Raw genomic sequence first — 19,659 nt, forward strand, 5'->3', positions numbered from 1 at the left:
GTTCGTGGGTGAACAGGTGCTTTGCGCTAGGGGAGAGGGAGCTCCAGGGTGGTGACGGCGCCCTTGCCCGGTCCCTCGCTCTCGATGGTCAAGCGGCCATGGAGGAGCTGGGCGGCCAGCGCGCTGGAGTGCAGTCCGAAGCCATGGCCCTCCTTGCGCGTGGTGAAGCCGTGGGAGAACAGCTTGCCCTTCACCTCGGGGGCGATGCCCACGCCATCATCCACCACCTGGATGCGGACCACCGGCCCCTCCGTCTTCATCCTCACCCACAGGTTGCGCTGACCCTCGGGCATTGGATCCAACGCCTGCTTGGCGTTGCTGATGAGGTTGATGAGGATTTGCAGCACCTTGTGCTTGTCCGCCCTCACCCGAGGTACCTGTGACAGCTCCCGGTGCACGGTGACCCCATGGCGTTGCAAGGCCGCCATCTGGATGCGCAGCGCGTCGTCGACGAGCAGGGGCAGCTCGCACTCCTCGGTCATCAGCGAGCTCTTCGCATACGTCTGTTGTACCTGGACGATGGCGCGGATGTGCTCGATGTGCCGGTTCATCGCCTCCATGTCTTCCATCAGGCGCGTCTGCTGCTTCATCAACTCCTCTCCCAGCGACGAGAGGTAGTCTGGCAGGTGGCTGCCCCGGGCGTTGTTCGTCAGGAAGTCCGCCAGGTCCTCCTGATGCTCCACGAGGAGCGTGCCCGCCTGCTTCACGCGGCCCACACGCAGCGAGCCCACCGCCTTGCGCATCACCTCGAGGTTGACGACGGCGCTGGTGAGCACGTTGCCCACGTTGTGCAGCACGTTGGAGGCCACCTCCGCCATGCCCACCTCGCGCGCCGTATCCACCAGCCGGGCCTGGGCCTGCTTGAGCTCGCGCGTGCGCGCCTCCACCCGCTGTTCCAGCTCTTCATTGGTCAGGTGGAGCTCCGTCCTGGCGCGCTGGACGTCCTCATAGAGCCGGGCGTTCTCGATGGAGATGGCCGCCTGGGAGGCCAGGTGTCCCAGGAGCACGAGGCGCGCGGGATTGAAGGCATTGGCCGCCAGGTCGTTCTCCAGGTACAGCGCTCCGGAGAACCGCTCCTGTCTCAACAAGGGCAGGCATAACACCGAGCGCGCCTGGCTTCGCGCCAGCCAGGCATCGGACGAGAAGGGGTGGGGCTTGGAGGCATCGCCGATGAGCACGTGCTCCCGGGTGCGCCGGACATAGGCGAGGAGTGTCCACGGCAGCGCGGGCGCCGCTCCCTCCGCCGAGGTGTCGGAGATGGCAGCCACCGAGAGCGTGTCCCCATCGGGCAGCAGCAGGGCGCCTCGCTGGGCGCCGGCGTTCTCGATGGCCGCGTGCAGCAGCGTCTTCACCAGTCGCCCCAGCTCGATTTCACTGGAGATGGCCTGCTGGGCCTTGACGACCGTGAGCGCGTCGATGTGGGTGGAATCCGTGCTGCTGGTGGTCTGCGCGTCTTGGGGTGCAGCCGAAGCGGAGAGGAAGGGCCAGAGAGACTCCAGGTGCTGCACCTTGCCCAGGGCGCCCCACTGTTGGTACGCCACCCGGGCCTCTCGCGCGAAGGTCTGCGCGACGATGGGCGCTTCTCGGGTGCGCCAGAAGTTCGCGGCGAGCTCGCTGGCGAGGGCCACGCAGTGGGCGGCCCCTTTCTCCCGGGCCAGGCGGATGGCTTGCTCATAGGCGCGCGTGGCCTCCTCGGAGCATCCCTCGATGCGGGCCAACTCCGCGGACACCAGCCGCTCGAGCGCGAGGAAGTTCTCGGGACAGTTCTCCGCCCACTCCGCGAACTGCCGCTGATGCTCCTGGAGGGCTTCGAGCAGCCGTGGCCGCTCCTCGGGTGTGGCCTCCTCGAAGCACGCCGCCAGGGTCAGGGCGCGGTAGAAGTGGAAGGCACAGTGGGGGAGGGTGCCGCGCATGACCCACACGAACTCGGTGGCCTTGTCCGCGGCCTTCCGGGCTTCCGCGTAGGCACCACTCATGAATCGTGACTTGAGCCTGGCGAGCCAATAGTTGCTCTTCAGGGCCGCATGGCGTTTGGGGAGCTGAGCCTCGAAGGCCTGCTCATCGAAGCCCTCCCCGTTCAGCGTGCCGAACGCGTGGGTGAGCCCGCGCAGGTTCTGCACGTAGCGCTGCTCTATCAGCACATAGTCCTGGGGCTCCTTGATTCCCGTCTCGCGCAAGAACTCGCCGCGTACGAGCGTCTCCCGGTGGACCTCATCCAGGTGATGTCCCATGAAGAGCCGGTTGTAGACGATGTACCAGCTGCTGTAGGCGGCGCCCAGGATGTCGCCCACCTGGAGCGAGTGGTGGAGTGCCTTGATGACGAGCTCCTGCGCCTGGGGCAGGGGCCGGTTCCAACAGCTGCAGAACTGCATGCTGTAGAAAACCCTTCCGCGGTGGGCGGTCAGGTTGTAGCGCTCGACGAACCCGAGGGCGAGCTTGGAGAAGGCAAGGCCTTCCCGGTAGCGCTTGAAGTATGCGCAAGAGATGAAGCCAAACCAGCTGTATCCGGGCGTGGCGGCATCCACGAAGCCGTGGCGGATGGAGAGGGAAACAATCCGGCTCACGATGATGATGAACAGGTGGTTGCTGGTGGCGTGCGCGGTCGGGTAGAACTCCAGGAGGGTGCTGACGGCCAGCTTCACGTCCGGGTCGGTCATGGCTGGCAGATCGATGAGGCTGTCGATGGAGCGCTCCCCCAGCAAGGACCACACCTCCTCGTGGGCGGCCACCGCCTCCTCCCAGGTGGGCGTTGGGGAAAGTGGCATGCCCAGCAAGGCCAGGCACTCCCGCATGATGGCCAGACCCTGCTGGCTCTCGCTCATGGCGAAGTGGATGCTTATCCTCAGGAGGTAGGCGGCCACGGCGTCCGCACGGGTTGGCGCCCGGGGGTGTAACTCCTCGACCTGTCGGCGCGCCTCGACGATGTTGCCGTCCATGAATTCGCAGCGCGCCTGGGAGAGTCGCAGCTTGAAGGCCAGCGCGGGCTCCGTCTCCCAGGGGTCTCCCGGGATGAGCGCGAAGGCCGTCGAGAAGTAGGTGATGGCGGGACGCAGCGCCATCGCGGCCCGGGCCTTGTCCCCCGCCTCGGTGTTCAGGCGCATGAGGTGGCGGCGCTCCGCGGGTTCCTCGATGAGCTCCCACCCGGTGTTGAGCTGGCTCACCACGTCGAAGAGCGACTCGCGCAACTCCTCCGGGGAGAGGCTCGCGAGCAGCAGGCGTCCGATGCGCAGGTGGACGGCCTTGCGCTCCTCCTCGGGAATGAGGGCATGGGCGGCCTGCTGGATGCGGTCATGTTGGAAGCGGTACTGCTCCGGGCCGGCACGCACCAGCATGCCTTCCTGGAGCGCGGGCTCGATTCCCTGCTCCACCGCTCCTTCCGTGGACAGACCGGAGAGGGTGGTCAACATCTGAAGGGAGAAGACGTTGCCCACACACGCCGCCAGCCGCAGCAGCTGCTGTGTGTCTGGTGGAAACTGGCGCAGCTTGCCCACCATGAAGTCGACGATGTTTTCCGAATAGCCCCGGGCCCGTACCCCTTCGGCGTCCCACCGCCAGCCGCCTCCGGGCGCCCGCACCAGCAGGCCATCCTGGTGGAGCGCCACCAGCAGTTGCAGCAGGAAGAAGGGGTTGCCCCCTGTCTTTTCGTGCACCAGGGCCGAGAGGGGATCGACCACCTCTCTCGCCGCGCCCGGCAGCGTATCGGTCACCAGGTGCTCCACCTGCTCCTTGCTCAGCGGCCCCAGGTGGAGGTCGGTCATCCTCGCCCCCGCCTTGCGTGCCTCCTCCAACACCTGCATCAACGAGTGGGTGGAACTCACCTCGTTGTCCCGGTAGGCGCCAATCCAGAGCACCGGGAGGCGTTCGGGCTGGGACAGCATTCGCGCGAGCCATTGCAGGCTGGCGAGGTCCGCCCATTGCAAGTCATCCAGGAACACCACCATGGGGTGCTCCGGGGTGGCGAACACCGAGAGGAATTGGCGGACCACTCGATGGAAGCGGCGCTGGGCATCGCCAGGGGGCACCTGCTGGAGCGCGGGCTGGGGGCCCACCAGCACCTCGAGCTGGGGCACCAGGTCCACGAGCGCCTGGCCCTCGGTTCCCCAGGCCCGATTCACCTGCACCCTCCACCCAACCAGTTCCTTCTCGCTGCCCGCGAGCAATTGCTGCACGAGGCCCCGGAGCGTCTGGGCCGGGGTGGCGTAGGGAATGTCCCGCTGGAACTGGTCGAACTTGCCGCTCAGGAAGAAGCCACGGCGCTCGACGACGGGCTTGTGCAACTCGTTCACCACCGAAGACTTGCCGATGCCCGAGTAGCCGCTGACGAGGAGCAGCTCTGGCTGGCCAGTGCGAGCCACCCGCTCGAAGCCCTCGAGGAGGGTGGCCACCTGGGCTTCACGTCCGTAGAGCCGTTGTGGCAGTTGGAACTGGGTGGGCGTGTCCCGAGTGCCCAGCGTGAAGACCTCTTGCTCGCCCTGGCGGCAGCGCTCCAGGTCGGCCTGGAGTCCCTCGGCGCTCTGGTAGCGCTCCTCGGCCACCTTGGCCAGCAGCTTCATCACGAGGGCGGACAAGGCGGGGGGCACCCGTGGGTTCAGTTCGTGCGGGGGCCGGGGCCGCTGCGCCATGTGGGCGTGGAACCACTCGAGCGCGTCCTTGCCCTGGAAGGGGCGCTGTCCCGTGAGCAGCTCGTAGAAGGTGACGCCCAGGGAGTAGAAGTCGGTGCGGTAGTCCACCGCCCGGTTCATCCGCCCCGTCTGCTCCGGTGACATGTAGGCCAGCGTGCCTTCGACGAGATGTATCGGAGCCGCGTCCAGGTGCTCCACCTTGTGCAGCGTGGCCACGCCGAAGTCGATGATTCGGGCTTCACCCGAGGACGCCTCGATGATGTTGGAGGGCTTGATGTCCTTGTGGATGACGGTGCGGCAGTGGATCTCCCCCAGGGTGGAGGCCAGGGAGACGGCCAGACTCAGGAACCGGGAGAGCTCCAGGGGCTGGCCGGTGGACTCGGACAGGGTGCGGCCCTGCACCTGCTCCAACAGGAGAAGGGGACGCTCGTGGAGCCGCTCGCAGGCATAGGCCCTGGCCACCCCGCGCACGTCCTGTAACCGCTGCAGGATGGCGAACTCGCGCCGGTAGCGCTCGCTCTCCCTGGTTCCGGGCGATGGCGCCGTGGGCGTCTTGATGATGACGGGCAGGCCATCCGCCTCGCGTACCGCCTGGAACAGGACGTTCGAGCCCGTGGCTCGGAGGGTGCCAAGAACCTTGTACCCCGGAAGCTCCAACATGGATGATCACACCCGTTGGCGAGAACCCGCCCCCATGACGTCGTCGCGCCAACACGTCAGATTGTACGCATTCATGGGTGAACAGGTGCCTTGTCCGGGTTGTTCATCCGCGGGGGCTCGCCTGCTCGCCGCTGTGGAATCACATGAAGTCAGACGCTCACCAGTCCGCTCACAAGCGCTGCCCATGGGATTGCGAGCCCACATGAGAGCAAAGAAAAACCCAGCCACCTCGAAGGGTGACTGGGTTTCAAGCCTTCCGTGACGTCTGGGTTCAGCCGCCCTTGGCCTGCTCCTTGGCCCAGGTGTCCTTGAGCGTCACCGTGCGGTTGAACACGGGCGCTCCGGGCTTGGAGTCGGAGTCCACGCAGAAGTAGCCCAGGCGCTCGAACTGGAAGCGCTCGCCCTCGCCCGCCGAGCCCAGCGCGGGCTCCAGCTTCGCCGTGGTGAGCAGCTCCAGCGAGTTCGGGTTGATGTTCTGCTTGTAGTTGAAGCCCGCGGCGGCCTTGGGATCCTTCGGGGCTCGGTCCGGCTCGGCCACGTTGAAGAGCCGGTCGAACAGCCGCACCTCGGCGTTCACCGCGTGCTGCGCGGACACCCAGTGGATGGTGGCCTTCACCTTGCGCCCATCCGGCGCGTCGCCGCCGCGCGTGGCGGGATCATAGGTGCAGCGCACCGCGGTGATGTTGCCCGCCGCGTCCTTCTCCACGCTCGTGCACTTGACGAAGAAGGCGAAGCGCAGCCGCACTTCCTGCCCGGGCGCGAGCCGGAAGAACTTCTTGGGCGGGTTCTCCATGAAGTCTTCCTGCTCGATGTACAGCTCGCGCGAGAAGGGCACCTGCCGGGAGCCCGCGGACGGGTCCTCGGGGTTGTTCACCGCGTCGAGCATCTCCACCTGGCCCTCGGGGAAGTTCTCGATGATGAGCTTGAGCGGGCGCAAGACGGCCATGCGGCGCGGGGCGCGGCGGTTGAGGTCGTCGCGCATCGCGTTCTCGAGCCGGCCCACGTCGATGATGGCGTCGAACTTGGTGACGCCCACGTCCTCGCAGAAGGCGCGCAGGGCCTCGGGGGTGCAGCCGCGCCGGCGCAGACCGGAGATGGTGGGCATGCGCGGATCATCCCAGCCGCGCACCGAGCCGCCCTGCACCAGCTCCAACAGCTTGCGCTTGCTCATCACCGTGTAGGTGAGGTTGAGCCGGGAGAACTCGATCTGCTGCGGGTGGTAGACGCCCAGCTCGTCGAGGAACCAGTCGTAGAGCGGCCGGTGGTTCTCGAACTCGAGCGTGCACAGCGAGTGGGTGATGCGCTCGATGGAGTCCTCGATGCCGTGCGCCCAGTCATACATCGGGTAGATGCACCACTTGTCGCCCTGGCGGTGATGGTGGGCGTGGATGATGCGGTAGAGGACGGGGTCGCGCAGGTTGAAGTTGGGCGACGCCATGTCGATCTTCGCGCGCAGGGTGCGCGAGCCGTCGGGGAACTCGCCCGCGCGCATGCGGCGGAAGAGGTCCAGGTTCTCCTCCACGCTCCGGTCGCGGAAGGGGCTGTTGCGGCCGGGCTCGGTGAGCGTGCCGCGGTACTCGCGCATCTGCTCCGCGTTCAGGTCGCACACGTACGCCTTGCCCTTCTGGATGAGCTGCTCGGCGTAGGCGTACATCTGCTCGAAGTAGTCCGAGGCGAAGTAGAGCCGGTCGCCCCAGTCCGCGCCCACCCACTTCACGTCCTTGAGGATGGAGTCGACGTACTCCTGCTCCTCCTTCGACGGGTTGGTGTCGTCGAAGCGCATGTTGAACAGCCCGCCGTGCTCCACCGCCATGCCGTGGTTGAGGTGGATGCTCTTGGCGTGCCCGATGTGCAGGTAGCCGTTGGGCTCGGGCGGGAAGCGGGTGTGGACGCGTCCGTCGAACTTTCCCGACTGGTTGTCTTCCGCGATGATCTGCCGGATGAAGTGAACGGGCTTGTTGGACTCGGTCTCGGCCATGCTGGAATCGGTCTCCTGAGGAGCGAACACTCGCCCAACGGCTCCGGGACGTCCAGGGCCGAGGCAGGGGGCTCCCTGGAAAAGTCTCCCCGCGCGGGCGCTATTCCCAGCAGGCGGGTGGACGGGCGGCGGCGCTGCCCCCTGGGCGCGGTGCGTCTCATACCTGGGGGCGGTCGCGACGGCGAACCCTCCATGTCATCGTTCCCATTGCTTCCCAGCACAAGGAACATCCGCCCATGCAACTGCGGCTCAAGTACCCCCCCACACCCGAAGCGGCGCCCCGGCACGCGGCCCTGTGTGTCTCCGCCGCCCTGCTCCTCAACGACATCGATCTGGACTACTCCGTCGACAGCGTGATGCGGCTGGACGGCCTGCTCGAGTACCTACGCCAGGGGGGCCTGACGTCGGAGCGGATGGCCGAGGTCGTCTTCGCGTTCGGCTGTTACATGGGGGAGGTGTTCGTGCGCCGGGCGGGCGGCGCGTGGTGCGCCACCGAGGGCTCGCCGATGCAAGGGGTCACCGGCTTCCCGCTCGTCATCCAGCTCGACGGCCACAGGTACTGCAATCCCATCGGCAAGGTGTTCAAGCGCTTGGATCAGGGCCCGATCCACGCGCTGCCGGCCTTCTACCGGCTCTACACCCGGCAGGACGCGCCCGCCCTGGTGCCCCAGTCCGCCGTGCACTGAGCGCTTCAGCCCTGGAACTCCTGGAGGTAGCGCACCGGCAGCCCCGCGCTCTTTCCCAGCGAGATGTAGGTGCGCAGGATGGCCCGGCCCTGGTCGCCCACCTTGGTGAAGTGGACGCGCAGGTAGGTTTCCAGGTCGATGGGCACGACCCGGGAGGCCACTGGCAGCAGCGCCTTGAACAGGGTGGGCCGCAGCAGCGGCAGCACGAGCGTGGCCGAGGCCCCCGTGTGCCGGGCGACGATGCGCACGGCTTCCCGCGCGGCGCGATGCACCCGCTCCAGGGAGTCCGGGTGGAGGAAGCGCTCGAAGCGCCACCCCGCCGCCTCCAGTCCGGCCACCGTCACGGTCAGCACCGCGGTGGGAATGGCCGCCGCGCGGGTGGCATCCCCGGTGGCGCGCGCCGGATAGCCCCCGGCCCGGAGCGTGCGCAGCACGGCCCCCAGCCGCTCCGGCGGGCCACTGAACAGTCCCCGCGCCAGGGGGGGGAACCAGAAGGCCGTGCCGGAGGGGGGGAAGGTGTCTTCCGGCCGCAGGGGCGCGTGGAAGCTGAGGAAGGGAATCATCCCGGAGACGAGCCGCTCGGGGGGGATGAACCGCAGGAGGAAGTCGCGGTCATCGAGCGCGGGCTGGAGCATCACCCAGGTGGCCTCCCCGGTGTGCCGGGCGAGCTGCTCCACCCAGTCTCCCGCGCGCAGGGCCGTGGAGGAGACGCACAGCCACACCTGATCGAAGCGCCGCCGCGCGGCCTCTGGCTCCGACACGAGGACGTCGAGGCCGGACAGGAGGGTGGGCTCGGGCGCGCGCTGGCGGGAGCCCAGCTCGTACAGCGTGTAGCCCCGCCGGGCCTCCTCCGCGTATTTCTCCTTCACGAGGAAGGACAGCTCACAGCCCGCCGCCCGCAGGTACTTGCCGAACACCTGGCCCACGGCTCCGGCCCCCACGAGCAGGACTCGAGGTTTGTCGTTCATGGGCCCCTCCTACCTCGCCTCCCCCGGGGGCGCACCTCTTCTCAGCCCAGGCTCCTGCCGTGCTCCAGGCCGAGGTGCTCGTGGAGCGAGGGGCTCCCGATGTCGAGTCCGGACTGCCGCATCTGGGCCGCGATCCAGGGCAGCGCCTCGGACATCCGGGGGAAGATGGCATGAGGCATGGTGAGGGGGCGCACGTGTTGGATGACGCTCAACAGCAGCCGCAGTGGCAGGGAGTCGGTGACGAAGGCGATGCCCACCACCCACTGGCGCATCCGCATGTCCTCCTGCTTCATCCACTCCACCTGGAGGCGGCGCTGTTCTCCCGAGTTGGTGCTGCTCGACTGGCTCATGTCATGGAGAATCAGGTGCCGCTCGCGGCGATCGAGGTACCGGCTCCTCGCGGCGAGCAGCTCCGCGTATTGCGAAGTCGTCGTGACGCCCCTGTACCGGATGGTCAGCAGGGGCCAGAGCGAATCGTCGATTTCGATGTTCCGGGAAGCGGGCAAGGGGCACCCCCTCGTCCTTCCGGGTCATTCCGGATGGAAGGGCAGGCTTTCTCACGCAAGCATAGGTGAAATGTTCACGAGACGACCAGCCAGGAGGACGTGCCGTCTCATGTCCCCTCACCCCCTGGCTCAGGGCGCCGGGCTCTCGCGCAGCACCTCCTCCAGCAGCGAGGTGTCCACCAGGCCCGAGAGGTCCGAGCTGGGGATGAACTGCAACTGCCGCGCGTGCTCGGCGGCTTGTTGGAGTTGATCCGGCATGACGTCCATCGCGGGCTCGAGCCGGGAGAAGGCATCGCGCAGGATGGTCTCGGCCAGCGGCTTGCCGGTCACCTTGCCGAAGGCCGCGTTGACGCGGGGGATGAAGGTCTCGGGCTCTCGTTGCCACTGCCGGGTGAGCTCCACGTGGACGCGCAGCAGCTTCTTGAGGGGCTCGCGCTGCTGCTCGAGCGCCTCGCGGGTCGTCACGAGCACGGTGGTATGGAAGCGCCGCTGGGGCCACACCTGGCGCTCGTCCAGGAGGATGTGGCCCCCGCCCTCGGCGACCATGCGCGCGCCCCACGGCTCGGGCACCCAGGCGCCCTCGAGCTTGCCGTGGATGAACAGGCCGAGGATGTCCGGATTGGACAGCGGGGTGACGGTGACGTCCCGGTTGACCTTCAATCCTTGCTGTCCCAACCAGTGGCGCAGCGCGATGTCCTGGGTGTTGCCGAGCTGGGGGCTGGCGAGCGTCTTGTCCTTGAGCTCCGCGGGGGTGCGCGCTGTCTTCGTCACCAGCACCGCGCCGGAGTCCACCGCCACGGCGATGACGCGCAGCTCCCGTCCGCCCTTGAGGAAGGTGTTGATGGCGGGGCCGGTGCCCACGTACGAGGCGTCGAGCGAGCCGGCGGTGAGCGCCTCCATGGCGGCGGGGCCCGCGTTGAACATCTTCATCTCCACGCCCGGCACGGCCTGCTGGAAGGCCCCCGAGTCATTGCCCACCAGGGCCTGGGCATGGGTGATGTTGGGGAAGAAGCCCACCCGGAGAGGATGCGCCGCGTCCTGCTTCGCCACCCCCTGTGCCGGCTGCTCCTTCTTGCAACCGGCCGCCGCCACACACAGGACCGAGAGACCTACCGCCAGAAGTCCACCGCGCATATGCCTCCGAGCGTGGAGCGGGCCATGAGGCCCCTCCACGGAGAACCACCGCGAGCGCTCATCCCGAGACCAGACCCCAGCGGCGCCGCACGCGCGTCTCCACGGTCTGGAAGAGGACCCGGTCGATGAGGGTGCCCACGAGGATGATGCACACCATCACCGCCATCACCTGGGCCGTTTCCATCAGCTCGCGTCCCATGGTGAGCAATTGGCCGAGGCCCCCGGAGACGTACAACAGCTCGCCGGCCATGAGCGCCCTCCAGGCGAAGCTCCAGCCCAGCTTGAGCCCGGTGACGATGCCCGGCAGGGCCGCGGGCAAGAGCACGCCGCCATAGAAGCGCCCGCCGCGGATGCCGTACGTGGAGGCCACGCGCAGGAGCAGCGGGTCCACGCTCATCACCCCGTCCTCCACCGCGATGGAGATGGCCAGCACCGAGCCCATCACCACCACGAAGATGATGGAGGTCTCCGTCAGGCCGAACCACAGCAGCGCCAGCGGCAGCCAGCAGATGGAGGGCAGGGCCTGCAGGCCCACCACCAGGGGCCGCAGGGTGCGCCGCACGAGCGCGATGCGCCCCATGGCGAGTCCCAGGGGAACGCCGATGAGCACGGAGATGCCATAGCCCTGCGCGAGCCGGCCCATGGAGCGCACGAGCGCGTCCCACAGCCGCCCATCCCGCACCATCGCCCAGAGGCTGTCAGCGACCGCCCTCGGGCCCGGGAACAGGTGGTGCGGCCAGGGACCGAAGTGGGCCACCAGCGCCCACGCTCCCAACAACCCCACGAGGACCACCAGCTTTTGTCCCAGGTGCCACACCTTCATGGTGCTCTCGCCGTTCTCCCGGAGCGCCCGGGCCAGTCATGGACTCGCTCGCCTTGAGCATCACGCGGATGCGCCGTGCCAGCTCCACCAGGGCGGGATCGTCCGGGCCCCGGGGCATGGGCAGCCGCACCTCCAGATCCTGGAGGATGCGTCCGGGCCGGGGCGCCATCACCACCACCCGGTTGGCCAGCATCAGCGCCTCGGTGACGTCGTGGGTGACGAAGACGATCGTCTTGTGCGTCTCCATCCACACGCGCTGCAGCAACTCGTGCATGTGCTGGCGCGTCTGCGCGTCCAACGAGCCGAAGGGCTCGTCCATCAGCATCACCTGCGAGTTGACCGCCAGCGCCCGGGCGAGCGCCGTGCGCATCCGCATTCCGCCCGACAGCTCATGGGGCAGGGTGTTCTCGAAGCCCTCGAGCTGCACGTAGCGGATGAAGCGCTGGGCGCGCTCGGCGCGCTCGGCCTTGGACAGGCCCCGGGCGGCGAGCACGAACTCCAGGTTCTGCCGCACCGTGAGCCACGGGAAGAGCGCCGCCTCCTGGAACATCAGCAGGCGGTCCGGCCCGGGGCCCTGGATTTCCTTGCCGTCCAGGCGCACGTGGCCGCCGGTGGGGCGGATGTGGCCCGCCAGCGCGTACAGCAGGGTGGACTTGCCGCAGCCCGAGGGGCCCAGCAGGCAGACGAACTCGCCCGAGCGGATGTTGAGATTGACGTCCTGGAGCGCCACCACCTTGTTGGCATAGCGGTGCTGCATGCCCTTGACGGCGATCTTCGCCGAGTCCTCGCCCACGCGGGCGGGGACCAGGGTTTCCTTCACGGTCTCCTTCACCTGGCGCATGCGCCGGAACAGGGTGTGCCACAGGCGGGAGAGGGGCCCCGGCGTGGGTGGGGCGGCCGGGGAGGGCGTCGTGCGCGAGGCGGCGGGGTCGGCGAGGCTCATGGCTCGGTCGTAGCGCAACTGGCGCAGTTCACAGCTTGAGTGGAGGGGGTCATAGACGAGGCATGCATCGATGGGGCGGCAGTAGACGTGCAGCGAGATGGCGTGGCCGCTGCGCGCGCCCGGGCGCACCGCGTGCAGGTCCTGGAGGGCGCCACGGGAGTCCAGGGCTCCGGGCAGCAGGGTCCGGCGCGGTCCCACGCGCTCGATGAGGGCGTAGCCCGGCTCCCTCCCTCCCGCCACGAGCCGGTAGTCCTCCACCTCCAGCTCACCGGCCACCGTCATCAGGCAGCAGTCCTGGCCGTCATGCCCATGCACGGGCGCACGCGAACCACGGCCCCACCCGAGCACGAGGATCTCCATGTCCTCGTCCCGGTACACGAGCGTGCGCGTGTACCGGCCCGGTTGCAGCAGGGCATAGGGCTCCACCAGGGCGCGCGGCAGGCGGCTCTCGCGCATCACCTGCTCGATGGCCTGCATGCCTCCCCGGGCGTGGGCCAGCCGGAGCCGGTGGATGTAGTGCGCGAGGGATGAGGGGGCCGTGGCCAGGGTGTTGTCGTGCCGTCGGGTCGAGAGCGCGTCCCGGGTCTGCCACGGACCGCTGAGGCTTTCGTACATGGCCGCTCTCCTTCCGCTTCCGCCCTGGCACTTGTGCCCCGGAGTCGGGGTGGTGCGTCTCGTTAAAGGTGTGTCCTCCACCTTCAGCCGCCAAGGCGGGGAGGTGTCCCAAAATGGGATTTCCCCTGGTTTTGGGGAGAGGCATTCGACCGCCCGAGTGGTCTCGTCTGTCCGGATTGTCCGGCCCCCGACCCCGCCAGGGACTCCGGGGGAGGGCTCCGGGGAGCGCTCGCCCGCCAGGCCGAGCCTGATCGGGAAAAAGAGCGGGGCCCCACGCAACTCCTTCTCGTTTTCAAAGAGAATCAGGAGACGGATTTCTCAGCGACTTCGCAGGAGCCCCCCGTGTCGAGCATCGATCGCAACCGCAATCTCCCCTCTCCGATTGGAACGGGTGCCCGCCAGGGACTCGAAAAGACGCCCTCGACGGTGGCCCCCACGCCGAACACGGTGAAGCCCCCGGTGGCCGGTACCGCCAAGGCGCCAGCCGCGAAGTCGGACGCCTTCCTCGCGCCGACGGCGCAGCCCCTGTCCCTGTCGGGCACGGGCAAGCCCAAGGAGAAGGAGCTGGACGGCATGCTCGTGGGCGCCGGGGGCCAGGTCTTCGCGCCGGGCACGCCGCTGAGCCAGATTCCGGGCGTCACGCCGCGCAACAACCCCAACCCGGACAAGACCATCATCTACGTCAACGGCATCCTCACGCCGCTGGCCAACCAGTCCAGCGACCTGCAGGCCATCGCCGACAAGTCGGGCGCGAAGGCGATCGGCATCCACAACTCCACCGGGGGGGCCATCGCGGACCTGGCGCAGTGTGTGAAGGACAAGCTGGACAAGGGCAAGAACCCGGCCGTGGACACGCTGGCGGACACCGTCTACTCGGAGATCAAGGCGGGCCGGCAGGTGAGCCTCATGGGCTACAGCCAGGGTGGCCTCATCACCGCCCGCGCCCTGTTCGACGTGCAGAACCGGCTGCGCATCGAAGATGGGATGAGCAAGGCCGACGTCGAGAAGACGATGGGCCGCGTGAACGTGGAGACCTTCGGGGCGGCCTCGACGAAGTACCCGGACGGGCCCCAGTACGTGCACTACATCAACAACCGCGATGCCGTGCCCACGCTCACCGGGCTCGGGGGCAGCTTCGATCCGCTGAGCTTCCTCAAGGACGCGGGCAAGGGCGCGGTGGTGCACCGCTTCGGCGACGGGGGCCTCAACCTCGTGAAGAACCACAGCATCCAGGAGACGTACCTCAAGCACCGCGTGCCCTTCGAGCAGGCACGCGCCAACCAGTTCTGAGCCCGTCGTCCGCTCAGGACTTCTTGTTGTTCTTCTGCGCGCGCTCGAGCCGCTCGAGCCGCTGCGCGGGGACGTCGTCGCCGAGCTTCTGGGAGACGTAGGCGCTCGCCGAGGCGAGCTTGCGCATCAGCCCGCTGGGGGGAGGCGGCGCTTGCCTCGGCATCGAGAAGAAGTCGGAGCCCACCTGGAGCAGCGCGCGCGCCATGTCCTGCTCGTCCGGCGAGGCATGGGGATAGAAGAGCGCGGCGAGCCGGCGGTGGCCGTGGGCGGCGGCCTTGGTGAGGGCGGACTCGCCCAGGCGGTCCGTGAGGGAGGGATCCGCGCCCCCGGCGAGCAGCACCCGCGCGAGTTCTTCCTCGCCCCGCTCGGCGGCGAGCATGAGGGGGGTGCGGCCCTCGGCGTCGAAGGGGTTGGGATCGGCGCCCCCGGCGAGCAGGGACTCCACGCGCGAGAGATCTCCCGCCACCACGGCATCGAAGAGGGACATGAACGGCCTCCAGGGCGCGGAGCATGGCGCGTTCCCCCGCGCCGCGCCACCGGGAGGGCCCTTAGCGCCCGGGGTTGCGAGGGGGGGGCCGCGTCGTGGCGGGTGGGGGAGCGCTCGCCTGGAGGTCGGCGAAGCGACCCTCGCGCTCCAGGCGGAGGAGATCCTCGTCGGTGACGAACTCCTGTTTGAGCAGCTCGCGCGCGCGTTTGACCTTGGCGAGCAGCACGGGGTTGGTGATGGGGGTGCTGTTGTCGCGGGTGGGGCGGGGGGGAGGCCGCATGAGGGAGAAGGTGCCGCGTGCGGGGTGGCCGTCGGCGCTCACGCCCTCCAGGGCGTAGGTGATGGAGAAGACGCCGGGCTCGGCCTGGGTGTCGAAGGCGAGCTTCACCTCGGTGCCCGGGCCCTCGGGGATTTCGGACACGGGCAGGGTCGCGGATTCCACCTGCTCCGGGGGCGGCGGACCCTCCTTGTCCCCGATGAAGGCGCGGGTGGTGGTGACGCGGGTGAGGCGCACGCTTCCGCGGAAGTGGTGGGAGAGGCGGAAGGTCTGCCGCACCACGCCGTCCGCGTCGAGCACGGGAAAGCGAGGCGTGCCGGCGGCGAACAGGGTGACGATGCCCTTCTTGTCGAAGTTCTCGAAGGAGGTGTTGAGCACCTGGAGCGAGGAGCGGCCCGTCTCCTTGCGGCCCGAGGCATCGAAGACCTCCACGCGCACGAGGTGTTGCGTGTACTGGCCGCCGAGGCCCGGGCCCGGGGCGAGGGCATGCGAGACGAGGGGCCCCGAGGTGGTCTCGGGGGCGGAGTCGTCGAAGGTCCACACGTAGCGCGTGGGGACGAAGGGCTTGGGGGCGGGCTGTCCGGGGGCGACGGGCTTGTCCATCACGCGGGCGAAGAACTCGTAGTCGGCCTCGGAGTTGGGCAGGCGCCGCGACATGACGTGCACGAGCCGCTCGGGCTCGCAGTCCTTCACCCGGTAGGCGGGGATGGGGACGGTGACGGACACGTTGTCCTTGGTGAAGACGGTGACGCGGGGCAGCTCGTAGGCGCCGGTGTCGTCGCGCCACACGCGCACGGGGATGCGCTGGCCGGTGCCGTCGCCCACGGTGTAGTGCAGGTAGGCGTCGTTGCCGTCCGGGGTGTGGGCGCGCACGGAGACGAGGTTCTCCTCGCCCGAGCACACCTCTTCCTTCTCCACGCGCACCTCGTCGACGATGGGAGGCGCGGGGGTGGGAGCCTGGGGCTCCGGGGCCGCGGCCAGGGGGGCCGCCGGGCCCGCGGCGATGGCCGGCGGAGCGGCCGTGTCACCGGGGGACGGCGCGGCGCGGGTGTGGGGCTGGGCCACGGCTGGCGGCGCGTCTGGCTCCGCGCGCGACAACCACCAGCCCACGGCGGCTCCGAGGGCGAGGAGCGCGAGCAGCACCCACGTCGGGCGTCCGGGACGCCGGGAACGGTTCTCGGGGGTCGAGGTCATCTCGGGGGGAGCGTCCTGTGCGCAGGGGGAGCTACTGCCAGCACCCGTAGACGTTGCCGCCCGAGTTCCACTGGAGCTCGTGCGTGTAGTCCACGCCCCAGACGGTGTTCCTCAGGGGGTGCACGCCCCAGCCGCCAATGCGATCCGGGCTGATGGAGGTGGCGGTGGCGTTGGGATCATCGCGCACGCTCTTCCAGTAGCCACTCTCCGTGTTGTCGCACAGGTTGGTGGACATGCAGTTGGCGGCCTGGTTTCCGGCGTTGCCACACACGTTGTAGAAGGGGCAGGCGACGGTGAGCGCCGCGTTGATGAACCAGCCGAGCGACTGTTTGCACTGGTTGTAGACGCCCGTGTAGAGCGAGTTGGAGGCGTTGGCGATCGCCTCGTGCGAGTAGGTGTGGGGCGTCACCACTCCGCGGCCCGCGTAGTTGTGCGCGTAGGCGAGGAAGGTGGAACACACCATGCCGTTGTTCACCGAGTCGCCCGGCACCTGATGGGCGGCCTGCAGGTCCCGGTATTGGAAGAGGGAGTAGCTGACGCGCTGGCCATGGCGCAGGGGCCGGTCGATGGCCTGGTCCTTATCCACGTGGGAGAAGTCACTGGTGTAGGGGTGGTTGTACCAGATGGCGTCGCCGATGATGGCGGCCTGGGTGGGATCTCCCTGCTGCCAGCCGGCCCACTCGGTGCCGTCATTCGTGTACATGTAGCTGTAGATGCCGCCCTGGTTGATCTGCTCCAGGCCCGGGTAGCCGTACTGCAACTGCTGGCCATTCATCGGCTTGGTGCACACGCCCGGCCAGTCCGTCTGCTTGGGGGTTGCCATGGTGGCGTGCGTCACGCTCGCGCCGGGCCCATGCGAGAGCATCGAGTGGGTGCGGTACTCGCCAATCGCATCCAGCACGGAGCGGATGGGTCCGGGGCCCCGGTTGAACACCACCGCTCCATTGGGCGCGTTCCATCCGGCGGCGGTCGAGCCACACCCCTCCTCCGCCTGGGCCGCGGCCCCCCACAGCAGCGTGGACACCACGACACTCCCTACGAGCCGTAGACGCATGACGACACCTTCCGGATTTGGACACGAGGCTCGGCGCGATCGCGCCCGGATGCATGGTTCCCAGGGCGATGGGGCACCGGATCACACCGAACGAGCGGGAACGGAACCTGGGCCGCTCTTTCTTATTCCTCCCATGCGCGGATGACCAGAGAGCCCCGGAAGAATCTCTTGACAGAGTGTGTCAAATGACTCCCGGACAACGTACTGGGACGCAAGGAGTGCAGGCGGCTGGACGAGCGCGCGAATGTCTGTCCAACGGACGGGCGGGGAGCTCAGCCCTGCCGCGGACTCTGGGGCTCGGGGGCGGTGGGGAGCTCCAACCGGAAGGTGGTGCCGCCAGTGGCGGGAAAGTCGATGGAGATCTGTCCGCCGTGGGCATCCAGGTTGCGCCGGACGATGGCGAGGCCGAGGCCGGTGCCGGTGGCCTTGGTGGTGAAGAAGGGCTCGAAGAGGCGCGCGCGCAGGTGTTGGGGGATGCCGGGGCCGGTGTCGGTGAACTCCACGGTGGCACCGGGGCCCTCGGCGCGGCGGCGCGCGGAGATGCGCAGCGTGCCGCCCTGGGGCATGGCCTGCACGGCGTTGAGGGCGAGGTTGAGGAAGGCCTGGCGCATCATCCGCTCGTCCACGGGGATGGGGGGCACGTCCGGCGCCAGCGCCCACTCCACCTGGACATGGGCCTGGGCGGGGGAGGCTGCGTTGACGGCTTCCTCCAGCAGGTGCGCCAGGGGGACGGGCTGGGGGTGGGGCTGAGCGGGACGGGCGAAGTCGAGCAGGTCATCCACGAGCCGGTTGAGGCGGTGGGCCTCCTCCGAGACGATGCCCACCAACAGGTGCCCCGGGCTGTCGGGCTCCTGGTAGCGGCGCAGGGCGGCCAGGGCGTTGAAGATGGCGCCCAGGGGGTTGCGCACCTCGTGGGCGAGCACGGCGGACAGCTCGCCGAGCGCGGCCAGCCGCTCGCGCTCCACGAGCTGGCGCTGGGTGCGCTGCAACTCCTCGTGCAGGCGCGCGAGCTCCTCGGCGCGTCCGCGCACCTCCTGCAGCAGCCGGTGGGACTCGATGGCGGCGGCGAAGTGCACGCCCATGGCGCGCAGGGTTTCCTGCTCCAGGTGGGTCAGGACGCGCCGCTCCTTGAAGGCGAGCACGAGCGTGCCCACCATGCGCGAGCCCGTCTTGAGGGGGGCCATGGCCAGGGCGGAGCGCTGCCCGCTGCGCATATAGGTGCGCGTGGGCTCGGGGAACTCCTCGATGTAGCGCACCTGGGGGTAGTCCTGGCGCAGCACCGCGTCGGCCATGGTCCCGCCCAGCGGATAGCGCGAGTAGTATTGCACCGCCTGCTCGCTGAGGCCCCGTTGCCAGACGAGCTGCATCTCATGGCTCTGCTCGAGCCACAGCAGGAAGCTCACGGCCTCGCAGCGCAGCAGGGCGAAGAGCTCGGCGGCGCCCGGCTCGAAGATGTCCTGGGGTTCCCGGGCGGTGGCGGCCACCGCGGCCAGGCGGTTGAGCGCGGCGAGCGCGGTGTTGTGCGTGGACAGGCGCGAGATGATGCGCGCGGAGGCCAGGGCGGCGGACACCTGGGCGGCGAAGAGGCGCACCGCGGGCAGTTCCTCCTCACTGAGCCACCGCGCGGCCACCGTCAGCAGGGCGTGCCCTTCCCGCTCTCCATCGATGCGGGCGCACACGGCGGGCAGGGGGGCCAGCAGCCCGAGGAAGGCCCGCACCGGCTCTTGCCGCTCCTTGCCCACGAACTGCTCCGCCTCCCAGGCGAGGCTCTCCGCATGGGCGGCCCCCTCCTGCCAGGCTCGCCGCAGGAGGGGACTCCACGAGCCCTGGGCATCCACGAGGTGCTGCCCGTTGAAGCGGGTCTCCTGGGAGGTGGTGTGTTCGGCGATGAACGCATGGGCCAGCCGGACCCGGTCTCCCTCGGGAACCAGGTAGCCATGGGACAGCCCCAGCGCGGCGAGCCCCTCGAAGACGCGGTGGAGCACCTCCTGCTCGGAGTGCAGGCCCGGCAGCGAGGCGCCCAGGGTGGCCATGCGTTGCAGGACCTGGCGCTGGAGCAGGCGGTCGGACAGGTCGCGCACCAACACCAGCACGTCCGGCCCGGACACGGACACGCTCAGCTCCACGCGCAACTGCCCCCGGGCGGCGCGCAGCGAGGTCTCGTAGAGTTCCGGGACGCGCTCTCCGCGCATCCGGCGCTGGTGCCGCTCGGTCATGAGCGGGGCCTCGTGGGTGGAGAAATCCTCGATGCACGCGCCCTGCACCTGCTCGCGCGGGTAGCCCATCAAGGTGCAGAACGCCGGGTTGGCATGGATGATGTGGCTGTCGCGGACCACGACCATGGCGTAGGGCAGGGCATCCAGATGGTCGTAGGTGCCCCCCCGGGCCGTTTCAGGCTTCGTCACGGAGAGGACGATGACAC

General features: G+C 68.9%; 13 protein-coding genes and 1 pseudogene. 2 read left to right on the forward strand and 12 right to left on the reverse strand.

Translation table 11 applies throughout. The features are described from left to right. Positions 1-26: 26 nt before the first annotated feature. Positions 27-5,282, reverse strand: coding sequence for an AAA family ATPase (locus F0U63_RS03405; RefSeq protein ID WP_395843642.1), 5,256 nt, complete (start codon positions 5,280-5,282; stop codon positions 27-29). A gap of 271 nt (positions 5,283-5,553) precedes the next feature. Then, a complete protein-coding gene (locus F0U63_RS03410; protein WP_395843644.1) occupies positions 5,554-7,260 on the reverse strand; it encodes a glutamine--tRNA ligase/YqeY domain fusion protein in 1,707 nt (568 codons plus the stop codon). Positions 7,261-7,496: 236 nt separating this feature from the next. On the opposite strand from F0U63_RS03410, the gene F0U63_RS03415 reads away from it, so the two are divergent. Beyond that, entirely contained in the window at positions 7,497-7,946 is a 450-nt protein-coding gene (locus F0U63_RS03415; RefSeq protein ID WP_395843646.1) for a hypothetical protein, read from the forward strand. A gap of 5 nt (positions 7,947-7,951) precedes the next feature. On the opposite strand, the gene F0U63_RS03420 is transcribed toward F0U63_RS03415, so the two are convergent. From F0U63_RS03420 to F0U63_RS03445, 6 genes and pseudogenes are all read right to left on the reverse strand, one after another. Then, the gene (locus F0U63_RS03420) at positions 7,952-8,914 is read right to left on the reverse strand and encodes a ketopantoate reductase family protein (RefSeq protein WP_395843648.1); all 963 of its coding nucleotides are present in this window, start codon (positions 8,912-8,914) and stop codon (positions 7,952-7,954) included. 41 nt (positions 8,915-8,955) lie between these two features. Then, positions 8,956-9,420, reverse strand: a complete 465-nt coding sequence (locus F0U63_RS03425) for a hypothetical protein (RefSeq protein ID WP_395843650.1) — start codon at positions 9,418-9,420, stop codon at positions 8,956-8,958. A gap of 129 nt (positions 9,421-9,549) precedes the next feature. Beyond that, entirely contained in the window at positions 9,550-10,554 is a 1,005-nt protein-coding gene (locus F0U63_RS03430; RefSeq protein WP_395843652.1) for an ABC transporter substrate-binding protein, read from the reverse strand. 58 nt (positions 10,555-10,612) lie between these two features. Next, complete coding sequence (locus F0U63_RS03435) at positions 10,613-11,371, reverse strand: ABC transporter permease (protein WP_395848307.1); 759 nt, start codon at positions 11,369-11,371, stop codon at positions 10,613-10,615. Beyond that, a complete protein-coding gene (locus tag F0U63_RS03440; protein ID WP_395848308.1) occupies positions 11,253-12,218 on the reverse strand; it encodes an ABC transporter ATP-binding protein in 966 nt (321 codons plus the stop codon). Before F0U63_RS03440 ends, F0U63_RS03435 begins: the two co-directional genes overlap by 119 nt. 162 nt (positions 12,219-12,380) lie before the next feature. Beyond that, positions 12,381-12,935, reverse strand: a pseudogene (locus tag F0U63_RS03445) (cysteine dioxygenase); the annotation flags it as partial. 342 nt (positions 12,936-13,277) lie between these two features. On the opposite strand from F0U63_RS03445, the gene F0U63_RS03450 reads away from it, so the two are divergent. Further along, positions 13,278-14,225 (forward strand): hypothetical protein, encoded by a 948-nt coding sequence (locus tag F0U63_RS03450; protein ID WP_395843654.1) that lies wholly within the window; start codon positions 13,278-13,280, stop codon positions 14,223-14,225. A gap of 13 nt (positions 14,226-14,238) precedes the next feature. Here F0U63_RS03450 and F0U63_RS03455 read toward each other — a convergent pair whose 3' ends face one another. The 4 genes from F0U63_RS03455 to F0U63_RS03470 all read right to left on the reverse strand — a co-directional run bounded on the left by F0U63_RS03455 (position 14,239) and on the right by F0U63_RS03470 (position 19,642). Next, complete coding sequence (locus tag F0U63_RS03455) at positions 14,239-14,712, reverse strand: ankyrin repeat domain-containing protein (protein ID WP_395843656.1); 474 nt, start codon at positions 14,710-14,712, stop codon at positions 14,239-14,241. Between the two features lie 61 nt (positions 14,713-14,773). Beyond that, positions 14,774-16,183: a hypothetical protein gene (locus F0U63_RS03460; protein WP_395843658.1), complete on the reverse strand. Its 1,410-nt coding sequence runs from the start codon at positions 16,181-16,183 to the stop codon at positions 14,774-14,776. A 31-nt stretch (positions 16,184-16,214) separates the two neighbouring features. Next, the gene (locus tag F0U63_RS03465) at positions 16,215-17,237 is read right to left on the reverse strand and encodes a hypothetical protein (RefSeq protein WP_395843660.1); all 1,023 of its coding nucleotides are present in this window, start codon (positions 17,235-17,237) and stop codon (positions 16,215-16,217) included. A 272-nt stretch (positions 17,238-17,509) separates the two neighbouring features. Next, positions 17,510-19,642, reverse strand: a complete 2,133-nt coding sequence (locus tag F0U63_RS03470) for an ATP-binding protein (RefSeq protein ID WP_395843662.1) — start codon at positions 19,640-19,642, stop codon at positions 17,510-17,512. Positions 19,643-19,659: the final 17 nt, after the last annotated feature.

It is taken from the genome of Cystobacter fuscus, assembly GCF_044360685.1.
In the GTDB taxonomy this organism is placed as follows: domain Bacteria; phylum Myxococcota; class Myxococcia; order Myxococcales; family Myxococcaceae; genus Cystobacter; species Cystobacter fuscus_C.